A 24,164-nucleotide genomic window follows, 5' to 3' on the forward strand; every position below is an offset into this window, starting at 1 on the left:
GAAAAGGAGGTTTTATGCTTACACCAGTTTCAACGATCGGGGAAAAATTGAAGGAAATTCGGACCAGGAAGAAGCTGAGTTTGGATGAGGTGTCTTTCCTGACGGAAGTCAGTAAACCCATGCTGGGGCAGATTGAGCGTGGGCAGTCGGTTCCCACGATTACGACGCTTTGGAAGATAGCGACGGGACTGAAAACGCCGCTTTCGTCTTTTTTGGAAGAAAGGCAGGTGGAATACACGGTTGTCGGCGTTGACGGTGTGGAGGCCGTTACGGAGGAGGACGGGAAGATGCGTGCTTATCCGTTGTTTGCTTACGATCCGATCCGCAATGTCGAAACTTTTTTCATCGAATTCGCTCCGGACTGCTTCCATCATTCCGATAAACACGACGATGGAGTGGAAGAGCACGTTTTTGTAATAACCGGGAAACTGCAGCTTATTTTAAATGGGCAGGAAATTATTATAGAAGAAAAGCAGGCGGTCCGTTTTTATGCGGACATCCCTCATTCCTATCACAATCCATTTGAACAAGCCTGCACAATTTACAACACGATATTTTATCCCAGCCGTTAATGGAGGAAATCAGAATGTACGAATTAATACAAGCCACGGAACAGAGCTATTATATTGAAAATCCGTCTAAAATCGGAATTGTCAAATTAAATGAGAACGATGTCTGCCTGATAGACAGCGGCAGCGACAAAGATGCGGGACGTAAGGTACGCCAGATTCTGGAAGCAAATAACTGGCACCTGACAGCTATTTACAACACACATGCCAACGCCGATCACATCGGCGGAAATAAATACCTGCAGGGACAGACCGGCTGCAAAATCTACGCGCCCGACATCAACTGTGAATTCACAAAACACCCGGTTTTAGAACCGGCATTCCTGTACGGCGGATTTCCGCCAAAAGATCTGCGCCACAAATTCCTCATGGCCCAGGAGAGCGATGCAGCCGAATTAACAAAAGAAACCCTGCCAAACGGCTTTGAAATCATCCCGCTGCCCGGCCACTACTTCGACATGGTCGGCTTCCGGACCCCGGACGGTGCAGTTTACCTGGCCGACTGCCTGTCCAGCCGTCAGACCCTGGACAAATACCAGATAAGCTTCCTCTATGACGTGGACGCCTACCTGAAAACACTCGAAACAGTCAAAACCATGACCGCCAGAATCTTCATCCCGGCCCACGCAGAAGCCACAGAAAACATCGTGCCCCTCGCACAATACAACATCGACAAAGTCTGGGAAACCGCAGAAAAGATTACCTCCCTCTGCCAAACCCCAACCACCTTCGAAGACCTCCTCCAAAACCTGTTCTCAGCCTATGGCCTGACAATGAACTTCGAACAATACGTCCTCATAGGCAGCACCGTCCGATCCTACCTTGCATGGCTAAAAGACACAGGCAAACTCACAGCCTCCTTCGAACAAAACAAACTTCTCTGGACAAACCCCTAAAACAAACCCCGGACAGAGAATCCAACTCCAAACCCCAGACATAATCCCCTTTCACCTCAAGCTGCCCCGTCAACCCCGTCTCGGCCACCCCTGCAGCCGGTCACCTCTGCCGTCAGTCACCTCTGCCGCCGCCATCCTCCCTCTCCATCCCCTCCCCTGAAAACTGAGAGACACAGCCGACGTAAGGATGGCGGACACAGCCGATCCGTCCCCGGCTTCAGTCCCATCACAACGTAACAGGGGGGAAGAAGGGTGAAAACATTCCGCAGGGGACCTTGGAATCCGCCGGTGCTTGCTGAGGTTTCTCACGAAGCTAGCATCCGCTGTGCATTCCACAAGCGCAAGCGAGTCCCCGTAGGAATATTTTCAGCCCGTATTCCCCGAACGCGGCAGCCTCCCCGGGACTGAAGCCCCACCATCCCCATCCCGTCCGCCATCCTTACATCAGCGTCCTCATTTTTCCCCTTGTTCAACCTTTTTGCTATAATGTTATATTCATTTAGCATTATACAAATTTGTTAATAAGAGTTATAATTATTTATATCAACAGGCCGGTATCGGGCGGAAAGGAGGAGAGGAAATGGTTCAGGAAATGCTTGAAAAGGCATTGGAGGAAGGCAGGAAGGAAATTGTCCACGGAGAAACGGCATCTTACATACCGGAACTTGGCAATGTGGACAAAAATCATCTGGGAATCTGCATCTATACTGCCGGAGGGGAAGTATTCAAAGCAGGGGACACAGATATCCGTTTTACCATCCAGAGTATATCAAAGGTGATATCCCTGGCGGCGGCGCTGGAAGTCTGCGGATTTGATAAGGTGTTCGCCAAAGTGGGCATGGAGCCTTCCGGCGACGCATTTAATTCCCTGGTGAAGCTGGATCTTTCCAGCAATTATCCATATAATCCGATGATTAATTCAGGCGCGATTGCTGTGGCCAGCTATTTGATGCCGGTGGTCAGCTTTGAAGAAATGCTTCAGTTTGCCAGAAAGCTCTGTCTGGATCCGGGAATTGTCCTGGATGAGAAGGTCTGCCGTTCGGAGATGACGCACAGTGCGAGAAACAGGGCCATCGCTTATCTGCTGGAAAGCAAGGGGATTATAGACAGCGATGTGGAAAAGAGCCTGGATCTCTATGTGAAAATGTGCTCCCTGAGTGTGACGGCGGAAAGCCTGGCGGGACTGGGAATGGTCCTGGCCGGAGGCGGAATCCATCCTGAGACGGGAGAAAGACTGCTGGATGCAGATGTAGTGAGAGTGGTAAAGACAATTATGCTGACATGTGGAATGTACGACGGTTCGGGGGAGTTCGCCGTGCAGGTCGGAATTCCATCTAAGAGCGGAGTCGGAGGGGGAATCCTTTCGGTGGTTGAAAAGAAGATGGGCATCGGAATCTACGGTCCCGCTCTGGATCAAAAAGGGAATAGCATTGCAGGCAGATATATGTTAAAATATTTGTCGGAGAAATTGAGGCTGCATATGTTTGCCGAGGACACTCTGTAGGGAACGCTTCAGAATAACCTTTTCCGGGGAAATGGGTTTTTGACGGAAAGCGGAAATGATGGGGCGAAAAAAGGAAAGGGAAGGTGTATATATTGTACGCAAAAATTATTGGTTTACTCAGCAACTGGCTTTACAGCTACATACTGATTATACTGCTGCTCGGAGCAGGAATTTATTTTACCGTGAAAACGAAATTTATCCAGTTCCGCTATTTGAAGGAGGCCATCCGTGTCGTAATGGAGCCGAAAGATGATGATAAATCTATCTCATCCTTCCAGGCTCTGATGGTTTCCACCGCATCGCGTGTCGGTACCGGCAATATCGCGGGTATTTCCACCGCTCTCTGTATCGGCGGACCGGGAGCCATGTTCTGGATGTGGCTGACCGCACTTTTGGGCAGCGCCTCCGCATTTGTGGAGAGTACCCTGGCTCAGATTTACAAGAAAAGGGCAGATGACGGAAGTTCTTACGGCGGACCTGCATACTATATTCAGGCAGTTCTGAAAAAACGCTGGATCGGCATTTTGTTTGCCGTTGTTTTAATCGTAACTTATATGGGCGGTTTCAACATGGTAGCCGCATTCAACATCGCAGATACATTTAAAGCATACAGCTTTTATGATCCTTCACTGACACCTAAGATTGTGGGCGGTGTTCTGGCGCTTGCTTTCTTATTCTGTATTTTCGGCGGCGGAAAACAGATATCTAAGGTAACGGGCGTGCTCGTACCGGTAATGGGATTATTCTACATCGCAGTTTCACTGTTTATTGTTATTACCCATATCAACATGGTTCCGGGAATGATTGCAAGCATCGTAAAAGGCGCTTTTGATTTCAGGGCGATTTTCGGAGGCTTTGCCGGTTCCGCCATCATGCAGGGTATCAAGAGAGGTTTATTCTCCAACGAGGCCGGTGTTGGTTCCGCGCCTAACGCTGCGGCATCTGCCGGAGTTTCCCATCCTGTAAAACAGGGACTTGTTCAGATGCTTTCCGTTTATATCGATACGATCGTCATCTGTACCGCTACCGCATTCATGCTTCTCTGCTCGGGTGTTGCACCGACAAAAGAGATGGCAGGTATGAGCTATGTACAGGCTGCAGTGGCCAATTCACTGGGCGGCTTCGGAACGATTTTCATTACGGTAGCCCTCTGCCTCTTTGCATTTACGACACTGATTGGAAACTTCTACTATGCAGAGATGGGCCTTGGCTTCATCTGTAATAAGACACCGAGCAAGAACCTGCTCCATGGCTTCCGTATTCTGGCTGCCATTATCGTTTGCTTCGGCGCAACGATCGAATTCGGCGTTGCCTGGGATACTGCGGACGTTCTGATGGGCCTGATGGCAATCATCAACCTTCCGGTTATCATCCTTCTCGCTAAACCGGCCGTTCGCTGCATGAACGACTATATTCAGCAGAAAAAAGCAGGAAAGAATCCTGTATTTAAAGCTGCTAATATTCAGCTTGAAGATGAGACGGATTTCTGGAATTAGACAGGACGGTAAAGATAAATATCACGAAAGTGATGGAATAAAGAGAGACAGCCGATTTGCAGTCAGGGTTTGCGCCCCGGCTGCAAACCGGCTGTTTTTTTTCATATCATAGGAAAGTGCTCCTATGGTATGAAAAAACCCTCCGGGCAGGATCGCACTCGGCGCGGTGGGATTAAAATCCTTACTGTTCTATTAATATTTATCCCATTCTTTGACAAGCTGATGAAAAAAAGTTACACTTATTGTAAGTGACATAAGAGAAAATTCAAACATGAATGTTGGTAGAGAATGGATGGCAGCAGGAGAATATCAGAAGGAATTGAACCAGTAAGGAGATAAACGTGAGAAGAATAAAGATAAAAAGACAAATTAAAAACTATACGGCCGCAGCCGCGGTAACGGCCCTCGCGGCACTGATGCCGATTGCCGTAACCGGCTGCAAACGGCAGGCGCAAGTCGATGTGACGGCCGCTACGGCAGAGACGGAGACCGTGCCGGGGACCGAGGCGGTTCAGGATGTGGATATCAGGAAGGATACCCTGACGGCCACGGGAAACACGGAGACGATGGTGGAATCCGGCCGTCATCTTTTCTTTAAGTATGACGGTTCTATCTGGAGCCTTGACAAGGCGACGGACAAGCTGACTCAGGTAAAGACATTTGAGGAGGGCGAGATGAACGATTCCTTCTGGGTTTACCGGGGGAATCTGTATTATGATGTAAGTTCGGCAAATGGGGAGGACGGCGCCTTTGTATACGGCCTCTATAAAAAGGAGCTGGTGACCGGGGAAGAGTCACATCTGGCGGCTCCGGCGAACCAGGCCTCCGGAATTTATGCATCGGAGGACGTCCTCTATATCCGGGGATATAACGTAAATCAGGCATTTTCACTGAATGAGGACGGCAGCCTCGGAGAAGAGCTGGCTTCGGATCAGACCGTGTACGGCCGCATCCCGGAAGGGTGCCATGAGCTTTACAGCGGTATGCTGCCCTTTATGGTGGAACACTATGGATACATGCCGGTGCAGAATGACAGTTGTCTGGTCATTGCAGGGGCCGATGGAAGCGGGGCGAAGGAAGTGCCGGAGGTAACCAACACCTCCTCGGTTCTGTTTGACAAAGACGGTTTTTTTGTACTGTTCCAGGATGGCAGCGGAAATACCCAATGTTACCGGTATGATGCTAAAACTCTTGATAAGACGCTTCTTTTTGCATCATCCGACAACCCGCAGCTGATTCAGTACAGGGACGGTTACCTCTATTATCTGACCAGCAAGGTTTACCAGACCGTCAGTGAGGGAACCCGGTTTTATAAGGTGAACGCGGAAACAGGTGAGGTTACAAAAGCCGCATCCATCAATACGGAACCAGGAACGCTCAACATGTACGATTATGACGGTAACTTTTTTGTCTCGGAGGATTCCATCTACTGTCAGGAGATCAAAGACTACGGTGTTTATATTGGTAAGACGGCCCTCGACACGGGAGAAGAGAAAAAACTTCTGGAACCGGCGCTCTACCAGTCGCCAATCCGTGAACTGGGCCACGTAGAGGCGGAGAAGAAAGAAATCCCGTTCTCCGGCAGCGAGACGACGGCGATGGAGATTTATATTGAGACATTGGTATTTGATGGTGACAGCGACGCGGTAAAGGCGATGAACCGCACGATGGAGGAGCGCCGCGACGCCCTGCTGTCATACAGTGACGAGATGGCGTCTTACCTGGATGAATCCCTGAGCTACAGGGACGATTTCCATCTGGCGACGCTTACTTACGAGATTGTGGCGATCAATTATCTCGATGATAACCGGCTCTGCGTGGAGGCGGACGGCTATGAATATTCGGGCGGAGCCCACGGTACGCCTTCCAGAGACTATTTTGTCTTTAACCGTAAGACGGGAGAGCAGATGAAGCTGAATGATCTTGTCGATAATTCGGTGGAAGAGCTTCAGAGTATTGTGAGCAGGGCGTTCAGGGAGCTGGCGGAGAAGACAAACTTTGCCTTTGAATCCCCGGAAGATCTGGAACATATGATCGCGGACGACGTGAGCTTTGATTCGGACTTTTATATTACTCCGGAGGGAGTGGTATTCTATTATTCACCGTATGCAATCGCGCCGTATGCGGAAGGATTCCCGGAAGTAACGATACCGTACTCGGAACTGAAGATGAAAGAATGATAACAGGATAGAAGGATTCTATCCCCCCGATAGACAGGAAGTATTGGAATGTTACGCCATGCTGAAGTACAATCATCTTAAGACTGAAAGAATAGGACGCCGGGGCGGATCATTCGGAATCAGGCAAAAAGCTGATTGAATCGGAGGGTATGATGAAAACAAGTGTAATTATAGCGGACGGCACATTTCCATGTGCGACGGCTCCGCTGCAGGGTTCCTATGAAGAGACGATACGGATGGCGGCCCAGATCGGATATGATGCGGTTCAACTGACCCTGAACCGCCCTTCCGAGGTGGAGCCGTCCAAGATACTGAAACTCGCGTCACATTACGGGATAAAGGTTTCGGCCCTGGCAACCGGAAGGGGATATACCGTGGACGGACTGAGCCTGGGATGCGGTGAGGAAGAGGGCCGCAGGCGGGCGGTGAAACGCATGAAGGAACATGTGGACCTGGCCAAGAAGCTGGGCGGCGCCAGGGTCATTATCGGTGCGATCCGAGGATGGACTTCGGATGCGCCAACGAAAAAGGATTATTACGAGCGGCTGCATAAGAGTATCGATGAGCTGGTTGCCTATGCGGAATCTAAGGGAATTGTGGTGATTCTGGAGGCAAATGACCATTTTGAGACGGACGCGTACATCAGTATTGAAGAGACGGCCGATTATATCCGAAACGTCAACTCACCCAGCCTGAAGCTCCAGCTTGACACGATGCACATGAAGTATGAAGAGGAAGAGATTTATCATCAGATCCTGAAATATGGGGATCTCATTTACCAGGTCGATGTGTCCGGGGAAGAGCGAAGCTGCCCGGATGGAGCAAAATTCGATTATCCCCTGCTGATTCAGGCGCTGGAGGAGATTGGCTATGAGCGGTACCTGGCGTTTGAGTACCGTCCCGAACCTCCGAGGAATGCGGCGGAAGAAGGATACCGGTATATCAGGTCACTGACCGGCCGTAAATAATACGAAGTTCATTTCTAAAAAAATCTTTACGAATATGACCGTCTATGGCATAATATGTAGAAGAAACTTGCAGAATAAGCGCAGGAGGATGCAGTGGCCGAAGTATCGTGCTACAGGTTTCTTCCTGCGCTATTTTCCTGCACTAAATCTTACAAAAGAGTATGGGAGGTAAAAATGGAAAGTCATCGTATTATTCAGGTTGAGGAGAAGGTGCCGTTTAACCTGCTGGTGCCCCTCAGCATCCAGCATATGTTTGCCATGTTCGGCGCATCGGTGCTGGTTCCGTTTCTGTTCGGTATCAATCCGGCTATCGTTTTATTCATGAATGGTGTGGGAACACTGCTTTTTATCTTTGTGACAAAGGGAAAAGCGCCCGCTTATCTGGGGTCCAGCTTCGCATTCCTGGCTCCTGCCGGCATTGTCATTGAAAAATTTGGCTATGCCTATGCGCTGGGCGGTTTTGTTGCGGTCGGATTCTGCGGCTGTATTCTTGCATTTATTATTTACAAATTTGGTTCGGAGTGGATTGACATCGTGCTGCCTCCTGCGGCCATGGGTCCGGTTGTGGCTCTGATTGGCCTGGAACTGTCCGGAACGGCGGCAAGCAACGCGGGACTTCTGGATGAAGTGATAGACCCGAAAAAGATGATTGTTTTCCTCGTAACACTGGGAGTTGCCGTATTCGGTTCCATCCTGTTCAGAGGATTTTTGTCCGTCATCCCAATCCTGATTGCGGTAATTCTGGGATACGTGGCTGCCATTGCCTGCGGTCTGGTGGATTTTGCCCCGGTGGTTAATGCTCCCATTTTTGCAATCCCCAATTTCTCCTCCCCGAAATTTAACCCGGAGGCGATTATGATTATTCTGCCGGTCATCCTTGTTATCACGTCGGAGCATATCGGCCATCAGGTCGTGACCAGCAAGATTGTGGGACGAGACCTTTTAAAGGACCCGGGACTTCACCGCTCCCTATTCGGTGATAATTTTTCCACGATGCTGTCCGGTTTTATCGGCTCTGTACCGACGACCACATACGGAGAGAATATCGGAGTCATGGCCGTGACGAGGGTCTACAGTGTCCGCGTTATTGCCGGTGCGGCCGTGCTTTCCATTGTTTGTTCCTTTATTGGTAAATTATCCATGTTAATCAGCACGATTCCGGGACCGGTTATCGGAGGAATTTCTTTCCTGCTCTACGGTATGATCGGTACGTCGGGACTCCGCATTCTGGTGGATTCAAGGGTTGATTACGGCAATTCAAGGAACCTGGCCCTCACGTCGGTCATCTTTGTAACCGGTCTTTCGGGTATCAAATTAAGCATCGGAAATATCCAGATGACGGGAATGGTCCTGGCCTGTGTGGTCGGAATGATTCTGAGCCTGATTTTCCATGTGCTGGACAAACTTAACCTGACAAACGAGTAAACAAGACGGCGTTTGTGATTGAAAAGATTGGAAAGAACAAGTATAATAAACAGTATAAGAAGGAAAGTTATAAGAGGAGGCAGACAGTGATGGAAACGGTAATCAAAAAGAATGCCAACGGCGGGGACGGAGAAATCTCGGTAAAATATATTCTGAACGAAGAAGAGATGAACGGCAAGGGCAAGATGTTTTCGGAAGTGACGATTGCACCCGGATGTTCCCTTGGATATCACGAGCATGTTGGCAACAGTGAGACCTATTACATTATAAGGGGTGAGGGAGAGTACAATGACAATGGTACGATCCGCACAGTGGTACCCGGAGATCGGACTTTTACCCCCAACGGATACAGCCACGGCATGGCGAATAAGGGGAATACGGATCTCGTATTCATGGCGTTGATTATTTACGATTGATATCGGAAAGCGGGGAATAGGAGCTTTCTGCCGGACGGGCCGCTGCACAGTAACGTACAGCGGCCTGTTTTAAATATCATGGGAAAATGCTCCTGTGATAGTTAAAGCCCTCCGGGCAGGATGCGCACTCATGCGAAGATAAAAATGCCGCTTAATTGAAAGCAAAGGAATTAGGACAGAATTTGGAAGAAGGGACAGGTATGAAAAAGAAGTTAGGAGGCACGAAAGGGAGCTTAAAAGGGGGAAGAAGATGGTTCCGGATCAGTATGTTCGGAGGTATCGTGCTGGCTGGCATGCTGATTATGATTTTTAAAACGAGAACGGGGGCGGAGGCTGCGCTTTATGACAAGAATTCGGAGATTACACTCTATGCCAAGACGACGGCCGGAGATGTACCGGCTCTGAATGCCGCCAAGTTTTTTCCCGACGGCAAACTGAATCCGGCTAAATTCAGCTATGATTTAAGTGAGTGCGATTTCAATACGCCGGGAATATACAGGATCCCGGTCTTTTACGGAGATAATGAGACGGACTGCGTAATTCAGCTTGAGGTTCTGCCCTCCGGCAGACAGATACCGGAGACGTCCGGCAGTATGAGCGGGGATTCCCTGAGCAGTGGGACAGGGGAAGCGGTGACAGAAGAAACGACAACAGAGGAAAACAATTAACATCGGGACGGGAGGATGGACGGCAAAACGAAACGGAGAAAACCGGACTGATGTTAACAGAAAACAGCGGCTGAACGGCTAAGGAGGCATAAGTTTGAAATTTTTTCACATATCGGATTTGCATATCGGCAGGCAGATGAACGGATACGGTTTAAAGGACAGCCAGGAGAGCGCCCTGGCGCAGATTATTGAATACGCGTCAGACCAAAAGCCGGATGCCGTCCTCATCTGCGGGGATATTTACGATAAATCGGTTCCTTCGGCCGAGGCGTACACGGTATTTGATTCATTTTTAAACCGTCTGTCCGCCGTCCGGCCGTCTATGCCGGTTCTGATTATAGCCGGCAATCATGATTCACCGGAGAGGCTTTCCTACGCCTCTTCTTTTTTAGGGCGTCATCAGATCCATATCTCTGCCCTGCCGCCGTCTTCGCCGGAGGACAGGCTTAAAAAGATTACGCTGGAGGACGAGTGGGGAAAGGTAAACTTTTACCTGTTTCCCTTTATCAAACCGGGCTATGTGCGCCATTTGTTTGAAGAGGGAAAGGTGACGGGCTATGACAGCGCATTCCGGGCCGTGCTGGAGCGCGAGGAGATCAGGGAAGAGGAAAGAAATGTGCTTCTGGCGCACCAGTTTTTTGTATCGGGGACCGGTGAACCGTCGGTGTGCGATTCTGAGTCCGTCATATTGACGTCGGGCGGCCTTGATCAGATCGATGTATCCGCACTGTCCGCATTCGACTATGCGGCCCTGGGACATCTGCACGGGCCTCAGAAGGTGGGGGAAGAGAGGTTCCGCTACAGCGGCACTCCTTACAAATATTCGGTCAGCGAGGAGCATCATCACAAGGCGGTCATGATGGTCACGCTGGAGGAGAAGGGCACGCTGAAGACGGAGAGCCTGCCCCTGATATGCCGTCCCGATGTCCGCAGGATCAGGGGGCCCCTAGAGGATGTCCTGGCCGCGTCCGACGGGGAGGGAAGGGGTGACTTTGTCAGCATTACCCTGACCGACGAGACGGAAGCATACGATATGAAGGATCAGCTTCAGGAGGCATATGACCGGATTCTGGAAATAAGGATTGATAACGAGAGAACCAGGAAAAAGCTGATGGAGGACGGGGAAGAAATAAAAATTCCGGACCCCTTTGAAGCATTTTGCAGGTTTTATGAGGCAATCCGGCACTGCCCCATGACCGGGGAGCAGGAAACGATTCTGCGCGGCGTGCTGGAGGAGATAGAATGAGGCTGCCGCTTGGCCGAATGAGAGGAGTGAGACGATGAAACCCTTAAAAATAACAATGTCTGCGTTCAGTTCCTATGCCGGTGTGACGGAGATCGATTTTGAGAAGGTCGGTCACGGCCTTTTTCTGATAACCGGTGACACGGGGGCGGGAAAGACGACGATTTTCGACGCGGTTTCATTTGCCCTCTACGGTGAAACAAGCAGCGACAGCCGCGACGGCACGATGATGCGGAGCCAATATGCGGGAGAAGGGGAGGAAACCTGGGTGGAACTTATCTTTTCCGACCGGGGGGAAGTATACCGTGTAAGGAGAAGTCCCGCCTATCAAAGAATCAGCAAGCGCAGGAATAAGGACGGCGAGCGCACCATTACGACGGTGTCGGCAAAGGCCTCCTTTTATCTGCCTGACGGGAGTGAGTATCCGGGCAGACTCAGCGACATTAATGAAAAGATCAGGGAGATCGTGGGAGTGGACCGGAACCAGTTTGCCCAGATAGCCATGATCGCCCAGGGAGAATACATGAAGCTGCTCCATGCCTCTTCAAAAGAGAGGAAGGAGATTTTTTCCCGCATATTCAATACGGGCATTTACTGGAAAATCCAGCAGAAATTAAAAGACAGGAACAATGAACTTTATATCAGGCTGAAGGATAACGAAACCCTCTGTCTCCACGAACTGTCCCAGGTAGCGGTTCCCGAAGACGGAAACGGACAGGCACAGCAGTGGCGGGAGATATCGGGAAAGCTGGAGACAAAGGGCGATGATATCCTTGGTCTCTTAAATGAAATCACGCAGGAGAGCAGACGGCAGGAGCGCATATCGGTGGAAAAAAGCGAAGCGCTGATTGAAAAGACGGCGGTCCTCGCACAGCAGCTTGAACTTGTCAAGGAACAGAACCGCCGTCTGGATGAATGCGAGGCGGCAGGAAGAACGCTGCAATCGCTTAAGGAGAGAATGCCGGAACACGACCGCATGGCTGTAAAACTTAAGAATGCCGGCCGCGCAGAGCCGCTCCGGCCGCTTCTGCAGAATTGTGAAGCCGATGAAGCGGAGCTGGCCCTGGCCGATGAGAAGACGGAGAAACTGCAACAGGAGCTGCAGGCTCTCAGGGAGCCGCTTGAACAGTCGGAAAAGCTCTGTCTGGAGATGAGGCGGGAACTGGCCGATAAGCGCCCTGCCCTGGAGTTGGCCATCGGACGTTTGCAGGAAGCGATGCCGTCCTATGGCCTGCTGGACGAAAAACTGGACGAGGAGAGAAAGGCACGGAACGAGACGGGCCGGCTTCTACGGGAACTGCAGGAGGCGGAGGAACACCTTTCGCAGAATGCGAACACGGTAAAAGAACTGGAAACAGAGGCAAAAGAGCTGGAGAAAGCCCCGCTCTCCCTTGTAGAGGTACGCAAGCAGGAGGAGGCGCTGGAACTGCGCCTTGAAGAATTAAGACGGCTTCGGTCCGGACTCTTACAGTTGGAAGAACTTGGAAATGATTCTATCCATAATAAGGAGCTGGTAATATCGGCCCAGCGTGCATTTGACGGGGCGGAGGCGGAGTACGGCAGGAGAAACCGCCTGTTTATCTCCGTACAGGCAGGCATCATGGCATCGGAGCTTTTAGAGGGCGCCCCATGTCCGGTATGCGGTTCCCTGCACCATCCGCAAAAAGCCGTGCTGACGGCGGAGGATGTGACGGAACGGCAGGTGGAAGAATCGAGGCGGAAGAGGGAAGAAGCGGACCGTTCCCTGCGCAGAGCGGCGGAGGAGAGCCAGAAGTGCCTGATTCGGATGGAAGAAAAAGAGCAGCAGGTAAGAGAGCAGGAAAAAAAGCTGTTTGAAGAAGACCGGTCTGCCGGTTCGGGACCTTATGCACCGGAGGAAAGGGCGGAGAGAGTCCGCCTGGAAACAGAGACGTGCCTTGCAGGGGCGCGGGAGCTTACAACGGCCGGAAAGAAGCTTGAGCAGGATGTAAGAGCACTGGAAGAAAACAGGAGCCGTCTGGCCGAACTGGGAAACCGTAAGGAGAAGCTGGAAAACAGGCTCCGCGAACTGCGGCCGGATCTTCAGGAGGCTGAAATCCATCTAAGGCAAATCCATCTGGAAGCGGAACAACTGAAGAAAAAACTTCTGTGGAGCAGCCGCGAGGAAGCGGAGCAGGAACTGGCCCGGCTGAATGCGGGAAAAGCAGAACTGGAGCAGGCGGCGGAAAAGGCGGAGAAGAATGCCGCGGATTTGAGAAGCAGATTCACACAGAAAGAGGCATACCTGTCCTCCGGGCAGGAGCGGCGTGGAAATCTGAAAGTGAAAGTGGACGCGGGCAGGAAACGGTGGGAAACAGCCCTTAAGACAGCCGGATTCCAATCGGAAGAAGAGTACAGGGATGCCTTCCTGCCGGAGGAGGAGAGGGAAAGACTGGCCGCAGAGCTTGAGCATTTTAACAACGAACTTCTTCGGGCAGGCACGATTTACCAGCAGCGCCGGGAGGACACAAAGGGACAGGAGAGGGCGGAGGAGACAAACATCCTGGAAGACCTCGAACGTCTGACGGCTGAGAAGAACGAAGCGTCCGGGGAGGCAGGCCTTTTATCGTCCAGACGGACCCGCAATGAGGCAGCATACGCAAGTCTTAAAAAACTGATGGAGGCGCGCCGCAGACTGAAGGTGGAAAAGCAGCAGATGGAGACGCTCTATACGACGGCGGACGGAAAAGTGACGGGAGCCGCAAAGATCGATTTTCAGACTTACATCCAGAGACAGTATTTTAAACAGATGATTTATGCTGCCAACAAGAGGCTCTGCGTCATGACGGACAACCAGCTTCTTCTGCAGTGCCGTGACATGGAGACGCTGGGAATGAAAGGCGAGGTAGGCCTTGATCTGGACGTCTACAGCATGAGTACGGACCGGACGCGCGACGTAAAGACACTGTCGGGCGGAGAATCCTTTATGGCGGCTCTCGCCATGGCTCTGGGAATGGCGGATGTAATCCAGAATACGGAGGGCAGGGTCAGCATTGATGCGATGTTTGTGGATGAGGGATTCGGTTCCCTGGATGAGGCATCGAGGACAAAGGCGATCCGGATTCTGAAGGAACTGGCCGGGGACCGGAGGCTGGTCGGAATCATTTCCCATGTGACGGAGCTGAAAGAACAAATTGACAGGAAGCTGCTGGTGAAGAAGAATGAAAAGGGCAGTTTTGTCCGCTGGGAGTTGGATAATTAGACAGGCCGGAGAATCAGAATAAGAGAGGAAGAGAAAAGTGGCAGAAATATTCATGGTATCAGATACCCATTTTGGAGATAAGGGAGCCATCATGAGATATGAGGGAAGACCCTTTAAAAGCGGCCGGGAGATGGACGAGACCCTGATTAGCAACTGGAATGAGACGGTGGGCGGCGCGGATACCGTCTATCACCTCGGTGACGTAGCCTGGAATATGGAAAAAGAGGAACTGAAAACCCTTGTGGGAAAACTGAACGGCAGGAAAATACTGATTCAGGGTAACCACGATATGAGTTATTCGGTCAGGGAGTGGATGGAGATCGGCTTTGAAGAGGTATATCCCCTGCCGGTGGTGCTCGAAGGCTTTTTCATGCTGTCCCATGAGCCGATGTATGTCAATTCATACAGCCCCTACGCCAATATTTTCGGCCATGTCCACGGCAATCCGATGTACCGGGACAAGTCCGGCCACAGCTTCTGCGCCTGCGTGGAACGCACCAACTACCGGCCGGTTCCGTTTGACAAGATTAAGAAAGAGATGTCGGGGTGCCGGACGGCGGAGGAAAGCATGAAACAAGAGGGAAAATAGGGGAGAGCAGTAGTAAGGATAGGGCGGCTTTGATTTTTTCAAAGCCGCCCCAAAGACCGGATCAGTCCAGGTAACTGCCGACCGGAGAAGTATTATACTGTTTTTTAACTTCCATCAGAACGGAGCCGTCTTCCTCTGCCGTCTCAGACAGAATTTTGTATTTTACGCCGCTTTTGTCGAGGTGGGCCTTATACTTATCGACATCGGCCCTAACCATTTTCACCGCATAGTCATGCCCCAGATCTTCTTTCAGCATAAAATGCAGAGTCTGCGTGATACATGCCGCTTTAATTCTTTTCATTTTAAATACCTCTCTTTCATGGTCCTCTTTTTAAAGTCTTTTTTCACAATCCTGAACTGTCACTAATGAAATTGTATCACTTTCAAAAAGATTTCGTAAGAAGAAAAACGTATTTACAGAAAAAAACGTCAATTGTATGCATATATCATGATATATAAATTGTGCAAAATGACAATACCATATGGCGCGAACCGAAGTGAATCTACCGGTCAGACTGCGGGCCTCGGCCTTAAATTATTTACAAAATCAATCAGGAACGATGACACGGTCACGGTCACCAGTGAAAAAATGATGCGTCCGGCGGAAATGTAGGACAGTGACATAATTAATACCGTGATATCGGTAAGAAGATAAGCGCGTGAAATCCTCCATTTTGTGCCGCGTGAGATGGAGAGCGCCAGCGCGTCATCCCCACCGCTGGAACCGCCCTGCCGCACAACGAGGCCGACGCCAAGTCCTACGAAAACTCCGCCGCAGACGGCGGCAAAAAGCGGATAAGCGGACAGATCGGGCAGCATGGGGGGAGCCAGTTCCCACAGTTTAAAGAAGCACGACACACTGAGGGTGGAGATAACGGATATTTTTATAAATCCCCCTCCTAAATACCGGAAAGCCAGAATGTAGCACGCGATATCGAGAACCGGCGTTATAATGGCAGGGGAGATGTCCAGCCAATGACTGGCAAGAAGCATCATGCCGAGCACGCCGCCCTCCGTGATATTTGTCTGCTGGTGGATATTGTAAATACCAAAAGAACTGATTGCGGCTCCGATTAGGATTAAAGTTATTTTCCTGGCGGAAAAGCCTCGGGTAAAATTGCGAATTGTATTCTGCAGTGTTTTCATAACAATACAGACCTCCTCTCTTCAAAATCATCTTAAACCCTGGTATAATACCAAGGTCAAGCAAGAATTGAATTATTTACACAAAATAAACATGAAATTATCGCAGTTTTTCCAAACCTCAACATAAAAAAGTGACAACGGCAGACAATACAGGATAAGGGAGGTTATGCCAAAAACCATGAAAAACTATTACAAGATCAATGAAATTTCAAAGCTGTACGGGATCGGTCCTGATTCCCTCAGATATTACGAAAAGCTGGGAATTCTTAAACCCCGCAGGGATACCAACGGTTACAGGCTCTATAGCCTGAAGGATATCTACAAACTGAACGTGATACGCGATCTGCGCAGGCTCAATTTTCCAATGGAAAAAATCAGGGAATACCTGGATCACCAAAGTGTGTCCAATACACTTGAGCTTCTCAAAAAAGAACAGGAACTGCTGAACAGCCAGATAAGGGAACTGCAGAACAGAACCGTGATCATACAGGAACGGATTTCCGTTCTGACCGCCGCGCAGAGCGTAAAGACGGGCCAAATGAAGATCCGGACGCTGCCGGAGCGGCGCTGCGTCGAACTGAGTGAACCCGTTACCAGAGATGAGGAGATGGATTTTATTATCAAAAAGCTGCACAGAAAACATGAAGATAAAATATCCGACTTCGGCGGCCAGAGTATCGGCGCATTCTTATCCCTGGAGGATTTAAAGAAAGGAATTTCAAACGTATACCATTCCGTATTTTTTATACTGGAAGATGACGCAGAGGAATACGACTTTACCCTGCCGGGCGGAGAGTATCTTTCCTGTTTTTACCGTGGAGGCTACATGCAGAACGCGGAGCGTATGCAGGAGATCCTGTCCTATTTGTCCCGCAAGGGGCTGACCATGGCGGGCGCCCCCTTTGAGATGTATGAGATAGACAACCGTGACACGATTCTTGAGGAAGAATTCCTGACGGAAATCCAGGTCAGAATTAAAAGTCTGTAAGTTTGGCAAGGAGCAGCGGGCCGATTCATAGCGATTCCCACGCCGCCTTTACGGGAAGCACATTCCATCCGCCAAAATAAATTCAGAAAAAGCAGCCGGACATCTGGAATCACGTTTTCTTTTGTGCTATAGTAAAAAAGATAGCACTGTTCAGAAGGTAGTATCCCGCGAGGTGTTTTCCGCATCTCAACGAAACATAAGAAAAGAATGAAAGGTGATAGAATTGGTTTTAGTAATACCCGGAGTATTAACCGTATCGTTTCTCTCCCTGTTCTACTGCTGCATGATGCCGGAAGTCGGCAGAAAAGACAGGATGAAAGCGTTTGAAAAGCAGTATATTGCCCACAGGGGATATCATGACAATGCATCCGGCCATCCGGAAAACACGATGCCTGCCTTTGAGAAGGCGGTTGAGAACGGTTATGGGATTGAACTGGATGTACAACTGACAAAGGACAAGGTTCCCGTGGTGATTCACGATTATGATTTAAAGAGGGCGGCCGGAATCGACAGAAAGGTCGAGGACTGCACCTTTGAGGAGCTGAAGTCGTATCCGCTGTTTGGGTCCGGTGAGACGGTTCCGGCCTTTAAGGATGTGCTCCGCATGGTGGCGGGAAGAGTTCCGCTCATCATCGAACTCAAAGTGGAGCGAAAATACAGGGAGACGTGTGAGATAGTCGCCTCCCAGCTTGATTATTACCATGGTACATACTGCATCGAATCATTCAGCCCGCTCGCTCTGTGGTGGTTTAAACATCACCGTCCCGAGGTGGTAAGAGGCCAGCTGGCGACAAACCACAGAAGAGAAGGCCTTAAGACGCCCTGGTATGTGGAGGGAATTCTCACCAACTGTCTGCTGAATGGTTTTTGCAAACCGGATTTTATCGCCTATAACTGCCGGTTCACAAAGACATTTCCGGTAGCCATGCTGCGAAAGTTTTATAAGTGCAAAATGGCCGCCTGGACCATCAAGAGCCAGAAGGAACTGGAGAACCACAGAAAATATTTTGACGTATTCATATTCGACAGCTTTGCCCCGGAGGGACAGAGCCGGAGTGCCGACAAAGCCGCCACTCTGCAGAATTCATGGCATACGCCATAAATTCCAGTCATTGAAGGAAGAACTGCCGATACAAGGAGAATATAGTTTGTCTATCGTCTGGCGCCGCAGAACATGGGTTTTGCGGCGCATTTTGATCTCATAGGAAAGCGCCCTTATGATATCAAAAGCTCTCCGGGCAGGATGCACGCTCGCGCGAAGATGTAATATGCCGCTATGCGGCCGCGCTTGGCGCGAGAGTACGGTGAGCCGGACTCTTTGCTGTCGGTTGGAAGGTTAAAAAATAAAAATACCACCGGGACGGCCGCCGCTATCCGCCATCTTATAGAGGCGTCCCTGCACCCCAACTAAAAAAGTCACAAAATTCCCATAAAAAAGTTGCATTTTTTATAAAACCTGATACAATGATAGGGACAATTTAATAATGAGAGAATATTACGAATTCAAGAGGTAAGAGAGATGAAAAAGAAACACCTGCTTACAGGCGTAATGGCACTTCTGGTATCTGTTGCACTCAGCGCATGCGGAGGCGATAAGAATGCGGGAGGCACCTCGGCGGGAGAGACGAAGCAACAGGAGTCTTCCGTAGACGGAACCAGTAATACTCTTTCAGAAGGAACACCAGTACCAGGCGGAAGTGTTGTGTTTGGCATGACACAGGACCTGGCTAGTCTTGACCCCCACCCAGAGACGGACGCAGGAACTAGAGACGTGGTTTTCAATTTGTACGAAGGGCTTGTTAAGCCCGCTTCAGACGGCAGTATTGTGCCGGCAGTTGCCAGTGAGTATGCTATCTCAGATGATGCAAAGACATTTACTTTCACATTGAGAGACGGTATCACGTTCCATGACGGAACACCGGTAACGGTTGAAGATGTCAAATATTCCATTGATCGATATGCGGAGATTCAGGGCGAATCCTCCGCTTTTTCTATGCTTTCGGATGTGGTTATAAAGGATGATAAGACAATTGAGGTGGTTCTGAAAGAGGGCGATTCCGAGTTTTTAACAGAACTTACACTTGCAGTGATTCCTGCCTCCAATGAGGATCCGGCAGGAAACCCGATCGGCACGGGACCTTTTAAGTTTGTATCCTATACGCCGGGACAGAACCTGATCCTAAAGAAATACGACGGATACTGGAAAGAGGGAGTACCAAGCCTCGACAAGGTGGAATTTAAGTTCACACCGGATGTGGATACCGCATTCATGGAGCTTCAGGCCGGCACCATTGATATATTAAAATATCTGACCACAGCCCAGGCCCAGTCGCTCGGCAGCGATTACAACCTTGTGGAAGGCAGCATGAACCTGGTTCATGGAATGTACTTAAACAGTGCGTATGAACCGCTTTCGAATGCAAAAGTGCGTCAGGCACTCTGCTATGCGGTGGACAGAAACGCAATCAACAATTTCCTGTTTGGCGGAAAGAGCCGGATTATCGGTTCCAACATGATCCCGAACATGACAAAATACTATGAGCCGCAGGCCGAGACCGTTTACACCTACGATGTGGAAAAGGCCAAAGAACTGCTTGCCGAGGCCGGATATCCTGACGGTTTTGCACTGGAAATCACGGTTCCCAGTTCCTATTCCCAGCATGTGGATACGGCGCAGATTATTGTAGATGAATTGTCACAGGCGGGAATCAAGGCTACGATCAAGCAGGTAGAGTGGAGCACCTGGCTGGAAGAAGTTTATAAGAACGGCGAATTTGAAGCCACGGTAATCGGCTTTGACGGAACCCTCGCTCCGGGCAAGATGCTGCAGAGATACGTTTCCGACGACGGCAAAAACTTTATGCACTATTCCAACGCAGAATTTGACCATGCCTTTAAAGAGGCATATGAGGCGGTCAATGATGCCGAAAAGATTGCAAAATACAAAGAAGCCCAGATGATTCTGGCCCAGGACGCGGCGGCGGTCTATATTGAAGATCCGGCAAACCTGGTAGCCGTAAACAAGAAATTCGGCGGCTATACCTTCTACCCGACATCGGCGGAGGACATGTCCCTTCTGTATCAGGTAGCTGAATAAAAGAATGTTAAATAAAACAGAATAAATACAAAAGCAGTAAATGCCAGGAGGGAATTATGAAATTCTTTATTAAAAAACTGATAACTCTCATTATCACATTGTTGTTAATCTCCTTTCTGACGTTTGCTGCTTTTTCGATCATTCCGGGAGATGCCGCGCTGTCGAGGCTGGGAAAAGACGCATCCCCGGCCCAAGTGGAGGCGCTGCGGGAGGAGATGGGGTTAAATGATCCCCTGCCCGAGCGCTATGTCAGATGGATTGGCGGCATTGCCACGGGTGATTTCGGTGATTCTTACCGCTATGAAGGAACCAGCGTCAGTTCCCTGTTAAAGGATCGATTGCCGGTGACCGTTCTTCTGTCGGTTATTTCACTCATCATCATCCTCGTATTTTCCGTGCCGCTTGGGATTGCGGGCGCGCGCCATGCGGGAGAGTGGAGCGATGTCCTGACCAACCAGCTCACCCAGGTTATGATGGCGGTTCCGCCGTTTTTTCTGGGAATGATACTCACCTATGTATTCGGACTGATTCTCCATTTCTTCCAGCCGGGTAAATTTACGCTGCCGTCGGAAGATTTTACGGAGTCGGTCAAATATCTGTTTTTCCCGGCCCTGGCCATTGCGCTCCCCAAAATCGCCATGGTGGTTAAATTCCTCCGCAATTCCGTGCTCTCGGAGATGAATAAGGACTACGTCAGGACCGCGTTCAGCAAGGGAAATACAAAAACAGGGGTCCTCTACGGCCATATCCTGAAAAATGCCCTGATTCCGGTCATCACATTTCTCGCAATGGTGATTGCGGAAATTCTGGCGGGCAGTATTATCGTGGAGCAGGTATTCAGCGTACCCGGAATCGGAAGACTGCTGATCACCTCCATATCAAACAGGGATTATCCGGTTGTGCAGGCCATTGTGCTTTACATAACGGCTGTAGTTGTCATCATTAACTTTATCGTGGACACGTTATACCAGTTCTTAGATCCGCGCGTTAAAACGTCGTAGAAGAAGGCGGAAGGTACGATTATGAAGAAAAGAAATTACAATCTGATTATAGGGACTGCCATTACCTTATTCTTTCTGGTACTGGCCGTGACGGGCCAGTTCTGGACGCCCTATGGTACGACGGCCATGGATTCCCTTTCCGTGAACCTGGCTCCCTCATTTTCACATCCGATGGGAACCGACAATTTCGGAAGGGACATTTTAAGCCGCGTCATGAATGGAAGCGGCAGCACCTTTTTTGTAGCGGTCTGCACCGTGCTGATCGGAGGAGTTTTCGGTACGCTGGTGGGAGCCGTCACAGGCTATTTCGGGGGATGGATTGACGACGTCGTCATGCGTGTCAACGATATGCTCCTCTCATTTCCCAGTATCCTGCTGGCCCTGATTGTCATCAGCCTTATGGGTCCCGGAAGATATAACATCATCCTGGCCCTCGGCATTTTGTTCATTCCCAGCTTTGCCCGCATCGTGCGGAGCGAGGTGATACGCTGCCGTGAGCTGGACTTTGTCAAGAGCGCGCGTATTATGGGAGCGGGGAATTTCCGTATTATTTTCCTGCATATCCTTCCCAATGCCGGTGTCAGCATCCTGACCGCGGCCGCCATTGGATTCAACAATGCGGTGCTGGCGGAGGCCAGCATGAGTTATCTCGGCCTCGGCATCCAGCCTCCGGAACCAAGTCTCGGGCGCATGCTGTCGGAGGCGCAGTCCTATATCTTTAACGCACCCTGGTACGCGATTTTTCCGGGCGTCACCATCATTTTAATTATTCTGGGATTCAGCATGGTCAGCGAAGGCCTGAGAACCCTGCAGGAATAGGAGGACAGCCATGAAACCAATCGTGGAAATAAAAGATCTGGCCATCGGCTTTCCGGAGGGCGGAATCACCTCACCGGCGGTAAAGGGCATCAGCTTTGAAATCCGGGAAGGGGAAATCCTGGGTGTGGTGGGAGAGTCTGGCTCCGGCAAATCCATGAGCGCCCTGGCTCTGATGGGACTTCTCCCAAAAGACGCCGTAGTGACGGGAGGGCAGATCCTTTTTAAAGGCACGGATCTGCTTACCATGAAAGATGAAGAAAAGAGAAAACTTCAGGGCAGCAGGATGGCCATGGTGTTTCAGGAACCGATGACCTCCTTAAACCCTGTTATGAAGATAGAAAAGCAGGTGGGAGAGAGCCTGCGCCTGCATACCTCCCTTTCGGATAAAGAGATACACCGGAAGGTGGTGGAAGCGCTTGGCGAGGTGGGACTCACCGACGCCGAAAATCTCTGCGGCAAATATCCCCACGAACTCTCGGGCGGAATGCGTCAGAGAGTCATGCTGGCACAGGCCACGGTCTGTTCCCCGGATCTCATTATTGCCGATGAGCCGACGACCGCCCTGGATGTCATTGTCCAGGCTCAGATTCTCAGGCTGCTCAAGAAGATACACAATGAGAACCATACCTCCATCCTCTTTATCTCACATGACTTAAATGTAGTAAAAGAAATCTGCGACCGCGTGGTAGTCGTCTATCAGGGAAAGGTTGTGGAGGAAGGAATAACAAAAGAGGTTCTGAAAAACCCAAAACATGAGTATACAAAGCGTCTGGTATCATCGATACCGGAAGGACATTCATGGGAGGAGGATGAGAAGGAAATCCTCCGCCTTGAGAACCTGAACGTATATTACGACACCAGGGGAGAAGGATTTTTACGGAAAAAAGGAAAGAAACATGTGATCCACGACGTGAATATGGCGGCGTATGACGGTGAGATACTCGGCATCGTGGGAGAGAGCGGCTGCGGTAAGTCCACGTTGTGCAAGACAATACTCGGCCTCCATGATAATTATACGGGAACCGTCCAGATGGAAGATAATTTAAGGCCGCAGATGGTATTTCAGGATCCTTTCAGCTCCCTGAACCCTGCCAGGAAAATTGGCTGGATCCTGGAGGAACCGCTGAAGCTGCGTGGAATTACGGACCGTGATAAACGCAGGCAGATGGTGGCCGACATGCTGGTAGACGTGGGCCTTGATCCCTCCTTTGCCGACAGGAGACCCAGAGAGCTGTCGGGAGGCCAGAGACAGCGAATCAGCATCGGAACGGCGCTTATGATGGATTCCAGACTAATCATCGCGGACGAACCGGTTTCGGCCCTGGACGTGACGGTCCAGTCCCAGATTCTGAAGCTGATTTTAAGGCTCCATGAAGAAAAAAAGATGACGATTCTGTTTATCACCCACGACCTTAATATTGTGCGCAGGATCTGCCGCCGCGTGGTGGTATTATACAGAGGAGAGATAGTCGAATCCGGCCTGGCCGGTGAGGTTTACCGCACTCCGGCCCACCCGTACACAGAACTGCTCCTGGCGTCTATCGTGGACGGCGACCCGGAAACACAGGAAAAGGCCGTAGCCGATATCGGGGAAGGCGTTCCCGCAGGATTTACGGGCTGTTCCTTCTATCCCAGATGTCCAAAACGCTGTGAACGCTGCCGGACGGAAAAGCCCGGGGATACCAGAATAGGGGAAACACATACGGCCAGATGTTTTCAACTGCAGGGGGATTAGTTGAGATGCGGGGACGCCTCTGTGAGATGGCGGATGGGGGAGTGGGAGGGTGTATATGAGTCTTCAGTCCCGGATTGTAGGTTGTGGTGAGGGGGGGAATCCAGGAGAAAAGATTCCTACGGGGACCCGCTCTCGCTTGTGGAATGCGCAGCGGATGCTAGATTCGAAAAAACCTCATCAAGCACCGGCGGATTCCAATGTCCC

Annotated in this window: 20 protein-coding genes and 1 pseudogene; 18 read left to right on the top strand and 3 right to left on the bottom strand. The window is 50.4% G+C overall.

The window, feature by feature from the left end:
- Positions 1–14 precede the first annotated feature (14 nt).
- The 4 genes from QZT18_RS14165 to QZT18_RS14180 all read left to right on the top strand — a co-directional run bounded on the left by QZT18_RS14165 (position 15) and on the right by QZT18_RS14180 (position 4,465).
- Positions 15–572, top strand: coding sequence for a helix-turn-helix domain-containing protein (locus QZT18_RS14165; RefSeq protein ID WP_294148647.1), 558 nt, complete (start codon positions 15–17; stop codon positions 570–572).
- Positions 573–586: 14 nt separating this feature from the next.
- Positions 587–1,465 (top strand): MBL fold metallo-hydrolase, encoded by an 879-nt coding sequence (locus QZT18_RS14170; protein ID WP_294148648.1) that lies wholly within the window; start codon positions 587–589, stop codon positions 1,463–1,465.
- 580 nt (positions 1,466–2,045) lie between these two features.
- A complete protein-coding gene (gene glsA, locus QZT18_RS14175; RefSeq protein WP_125140918.1) occupies positions 2,046–2,969 on the top strand; it encodes a glutaminase A in 924 nt (307 codons plus the stop codon).
- A gap of 83 nt (positions 2,970–3,052) precedes the next feature.
- A complete protein-coding gene (locus QZT18_RS14180) occupies positions 3,053–4,465 on the top strand; it encodes an alanine/glycine:cation symporter family protein (RefSeq protein ID WP_366925887.1) in 1,413 nt (470 codons plus the stop codon).
- A 1,884-nt stretch (positions 4,466–6,349) separates the two neighbouring features.
- Here the strand turns inward: QZT18_RS14180 and QZT18_RS23570 are convergent.
- A pseudogene (locus QZT18_RS23570) lies at positions 6,350–6,400 on the bottom strand (hypothetical protein); the annotation flags it as partial.
- A gap of 2 nt (positions 6,401–6,402) precedes the next feature.
- Between QZT18_RS23570 and QZT18_RS23575 the strand changes: the two are divergent.
- From QZT18_RS23575 to QZT18_RS14220, 8 genes are all read left to right on the top strand, one after another.
- A complete protein-coding gene (locus tag QZT18_RS23575) occupies positions 6,403–6,645 on the top strand; it encodes an RsiV family protein (protein WP_366925889.1) in 243 nt (80 codons plus the stop codon).
- Between the two features lie 149 nt (positions 6,646–6,794).
- Complete coding sequence (locus tag QZT18_RS14190) at positions 6,795–7,613, top strand: sugar phosphate isomerase/epimerase (RefSeq protein ID WP_294148651.1); 819 nt, start codon at positions 6,795–6,797, stop codon at positions 7,611–7,613.
- A gap of 174 nt (positions 7,614–7,787) precedes the next feature.
- Positions 7,788–9,038: a uracil permease gene (uraA, locus tag QZT18_RS14195; protein WP_294148652.1), complete on the top strand. Its 1,251-nt coding sequence runs from the start codon at positions 7,788–7,790 to the stop codon at positions 9,036–9,038.
- Positions 9,039–9,127: 89 nt separating this feature from the next.
- Positions 9,128–9,454 carry a cupin domain-containing protein gene (locus QZT18_RS14200; protein ID WP_294148665.1) on the top strand — a complete coding sequence of 109 codons (327 nt, stop codon included), beginning with the start codon at positions 9,128–9,130 and terminating at the stop codon, positions 9,452–9,454.
- Between the two features lie 200 nt (positions 9,455–9,654).
- On the top strand, positions 9,655–10,122 hold the full coding sequence (locus QZT18_RS14205; RefSeq protein WP_294148653.1) for a hypothetical protein: 468 nt from the start codon (positions 9,655–9,657) through the stop codon (positions 10,120–10,122).
- A 94-nt stretch (positions 10,123–10,216) separates the two neighbouring features.
- Positions 10,217–11,368, top strand: coding sequence for an exonuclease SbcCD subunit D (locus QZT18_RS14210; RefSeq protein WP_294148654.1), 1,152 nt, complete (start codon positions 10,217–10,219; stop codon positions 11,366–11,368).
- A gap of 34 nt (positions 11,369–11,402) precedes the next feature.
- The gene (locus QZT18_RS14215) at positions 11,403–14,585 is read left to right on the top strand and encodes an SMC family ATPase (protein ID WP_294148655.1); all 3,183 of its coding nucleotides are present in this window, start codon (positions 11,403–11,405) and stop codon (positions 14,583–14,585) included.
- 37 nt (positions 14,586–14,622) lie between these two features.
- Positions 14,623–15,174 carry a metallophosphoesterase gene (locus QZT18_RS14220; RefSeq protein WP_294148656.1) on the top strand — a complete coding sequence of 184 codons (552 nt, stop codon included), beginning with the start codon at positions 14,623–14,625 and terminating at the stop codon, positions 15,172–15,174.
- Positions 15,175–15,235: 61 nt separating this feature from the next.
- Here the strand turns inward: QZT18_RS14220 and QZT18_RS14225 are convergent, their stop codons facing one another.
- Both QZT18_RS14225 and QZT18_RS14230 read right to left on the bottom strand, forming a co-directional pair.
- On the bottom strand, positions 15,236–15,475 hold the full coding sequence (locus QZT18_RS14225; RefSeq protein WP_294148657.1) for a hypothetical protein: 240 nt from the start codon (positions 15,473–15,475) through the stop codon (positions 15,236–15,238).
- 209 nt (positions 15,476–15,684) lie between these two features.
- Positions 15,685–16,320 carry a YitT family protein gene (locus tag QZT18_RS14230; protein ID WP_294148658.1) on the bottom strand — a complete coding sequence of 212 codons (636 nt, stop codon included), beginning with the start codon at positions 16,318–16,320 and terminating at the stop codon, positions 15,685–15,687.
- Positions 16,321–16,498: 178 nt separating this feature from the next.
- On the opposite strand from QZT18_RS14230, the gene QZT18_RS14235 reads away from it, so the two are divergent.
- The 6 genes from QZT18_RS14235 (at position 16,499) to QZT18_RS14260 (ending at position 23,960) form a co-directional block, all read left to right on the top strand.
- Positions 16,499–17,308 carry a MerR family transcriptional regulator gene (locus QZT18_RS14235; RefSeq protein WP_294148659.1) on the top strand — a complete coding sequence of 270 codons (810 nt, stop codon included), beginning with the start codon at positions 16,499–16,501 and terminating at the stop codon, positions 17,306–17,308.
- Between the two features lie 223 nt (positions 17,309–17,531).
- Positions 17,532–18,410 (top strand): glycerophosphodiester phosphodiesterase family protein, encoded by an 879-nt coding sequence (locus QZT18_RS14240; RefSeq protein ID WP_366925888.1) that lies wholly within the window; start codon positions 17,532–17,534, stop codon positions 18,408–18,410.
- A gap of 417 nt (positions 18,411–18,827) precedes the next feature.
- Positions 18,828–20,405: an ABC transporter substrate-binding protein gene (locus QZT18_RS14245; protein WP_294148661.1), complete on the top strand. Its 1,578-nt coding sequence runs from the start codon at positions 18,828–18,830 to the stop codon at positions 20,403–20,405.
- 56 nt (positions 20,406–20,461) lie between these two features.
- Positions 20,462–21,406 (top strand): ABC transporter permease, encoded by a 945-nt coding sequence (locus tag QZT18_RS14250; RefSeq protein WP_294148662.1) that lies wholly within the window; start codon positions 20,462–20,464, stop codon positions 21,404–21,406.
- Between the two features lie 21 nt (positions 21,407–21,427).
- Entirely contained in the window at positions 21,428–22,225 is a 798-nt protein-coding gene (locus QZT18_RS14255; protein ID WP_294148663.1) for an ABC transporter permease, read from the top strand.
- A 10-nt stretch (positions 22,226–22,235) separates the two neighbouring features.
- Positions 22,236–23,960, top strand: a complete 1,725-nt coding sequence (locus tag QZT18_RS14260; protein ID WP_294148664.1) for an ABC transporter ATP-binding protein — start codon at positions 22,236–22,238, stop codon at positions 23,958–23,960.
- Positions 23,961–24,164 lie beyond the last annotated feature (204 nt).

The organism is uncultured Clostridium sp. (genome assembly GCF_900547735.1).
In the GTDB taxonomy this organism is placed as follows: Bacteria; Bacillota; Clostridia; order Lachnospirales; family Lachnospiraceae; genus Otoolea.

Coding starts and splice junctions, on each gene's coding strand:
- QZT18_RS14165 (WP_294148647.1), top strand. CDS start 15: ATGCTTACACCAGTTTCAACGATCGGGGAAAAATTGAAGGAAATTCGG.
- QZT18_RS14170 (WP_294148648.1), top strand. CDS start 587: ATGTACGAATTAATACAAGCCACGGAACAGAGCTATTATATTGAAAAT.
- glsA (WP_125140918.1), top strand. CDS start 2,046: ATGGTTCAGGAAATGCTTGAAAAGGCATTGGAGGAAGGCAGGAAGGAA.
- QZT18_RS14190 (WP_294148651.1), top strand. CDS start 6,795: ATGATGAAAACAAGTGTAATTATAGCGGACGGCACATTTCCATGTGCG.
- uraA (WP_294148652.1), top strand. CDS start 7,788: ATGGAAAGTCATCGTATTATTCAGGTTGAGGAGAAGGTGCCGTTTAAC.
- QZT18_RS14200 (WP_294148665.1), top strand. CDS start 9,128: ATGGAAACGGTAATCAAAAAGAATGCCAACGGCGGGGACGGAGAAATC.
- QZT18_RS14205 (WP_294148653.1), top strand. CDS start 9,655: ATGAAAAAGAAGTTAGGAGGCACGAAAGGGAGCTTAAAAGGGGGAAGA.
- QZT18_RS14215 (WP_294148655.1), top strand. CDS start 11,403: ATGAAACCCTTAAAAATAACAATGTCTGCGTTCAGTTCCTATGCCGGT.
- QZT18_RS14225 (WP_294148657.1), bottom strand. CDS start 15,475: ATGAAAAGAATTAAAGCGGCATGTATCACGCAGACTCTGCATTTTATG.
- QZT18_RS14230 (WP_294148658.1), bottom strand. CDS start 16,320: ATGAAAACACTGCAGAATACAATTCGCAATTTTACCCGAGGCTTTTCC.
- QZT18_RS14235 (WP_294148659.1), top strand. CDS start 16,499: ATGAAAAACTATTACAAGATCAATGAAATTTCAAAGCTGTACGGGATC.
- QZT18_RS14245 (WP_294148661.1), top strand. CDS start 18,828: ATGAAAAAGAAACACCTGCTTACAGGCGTAATGGCACTTCTGGTATCT.
- QZT18_RS14250 (WP_294148662.1), top strand. CDS start 20,462: ATGAAATTCTTTATTAAAAAACTGATAACTCTCATTATCACATTGTTG.
- QZT18_RS14255 (WP_294148663.1), top strand. CDS start 21,428: ATGAAGAAAAGAAATTACAATCTGATTATAGGGACTGCCATTACCTTA.
- QZT18_RS14260 (WP_294148664.1), top strand. CDS start 22,236: ATGAAACCAATCGTGGAAATAAAAGATCTGGCCATCGGCTTTCCGGAG.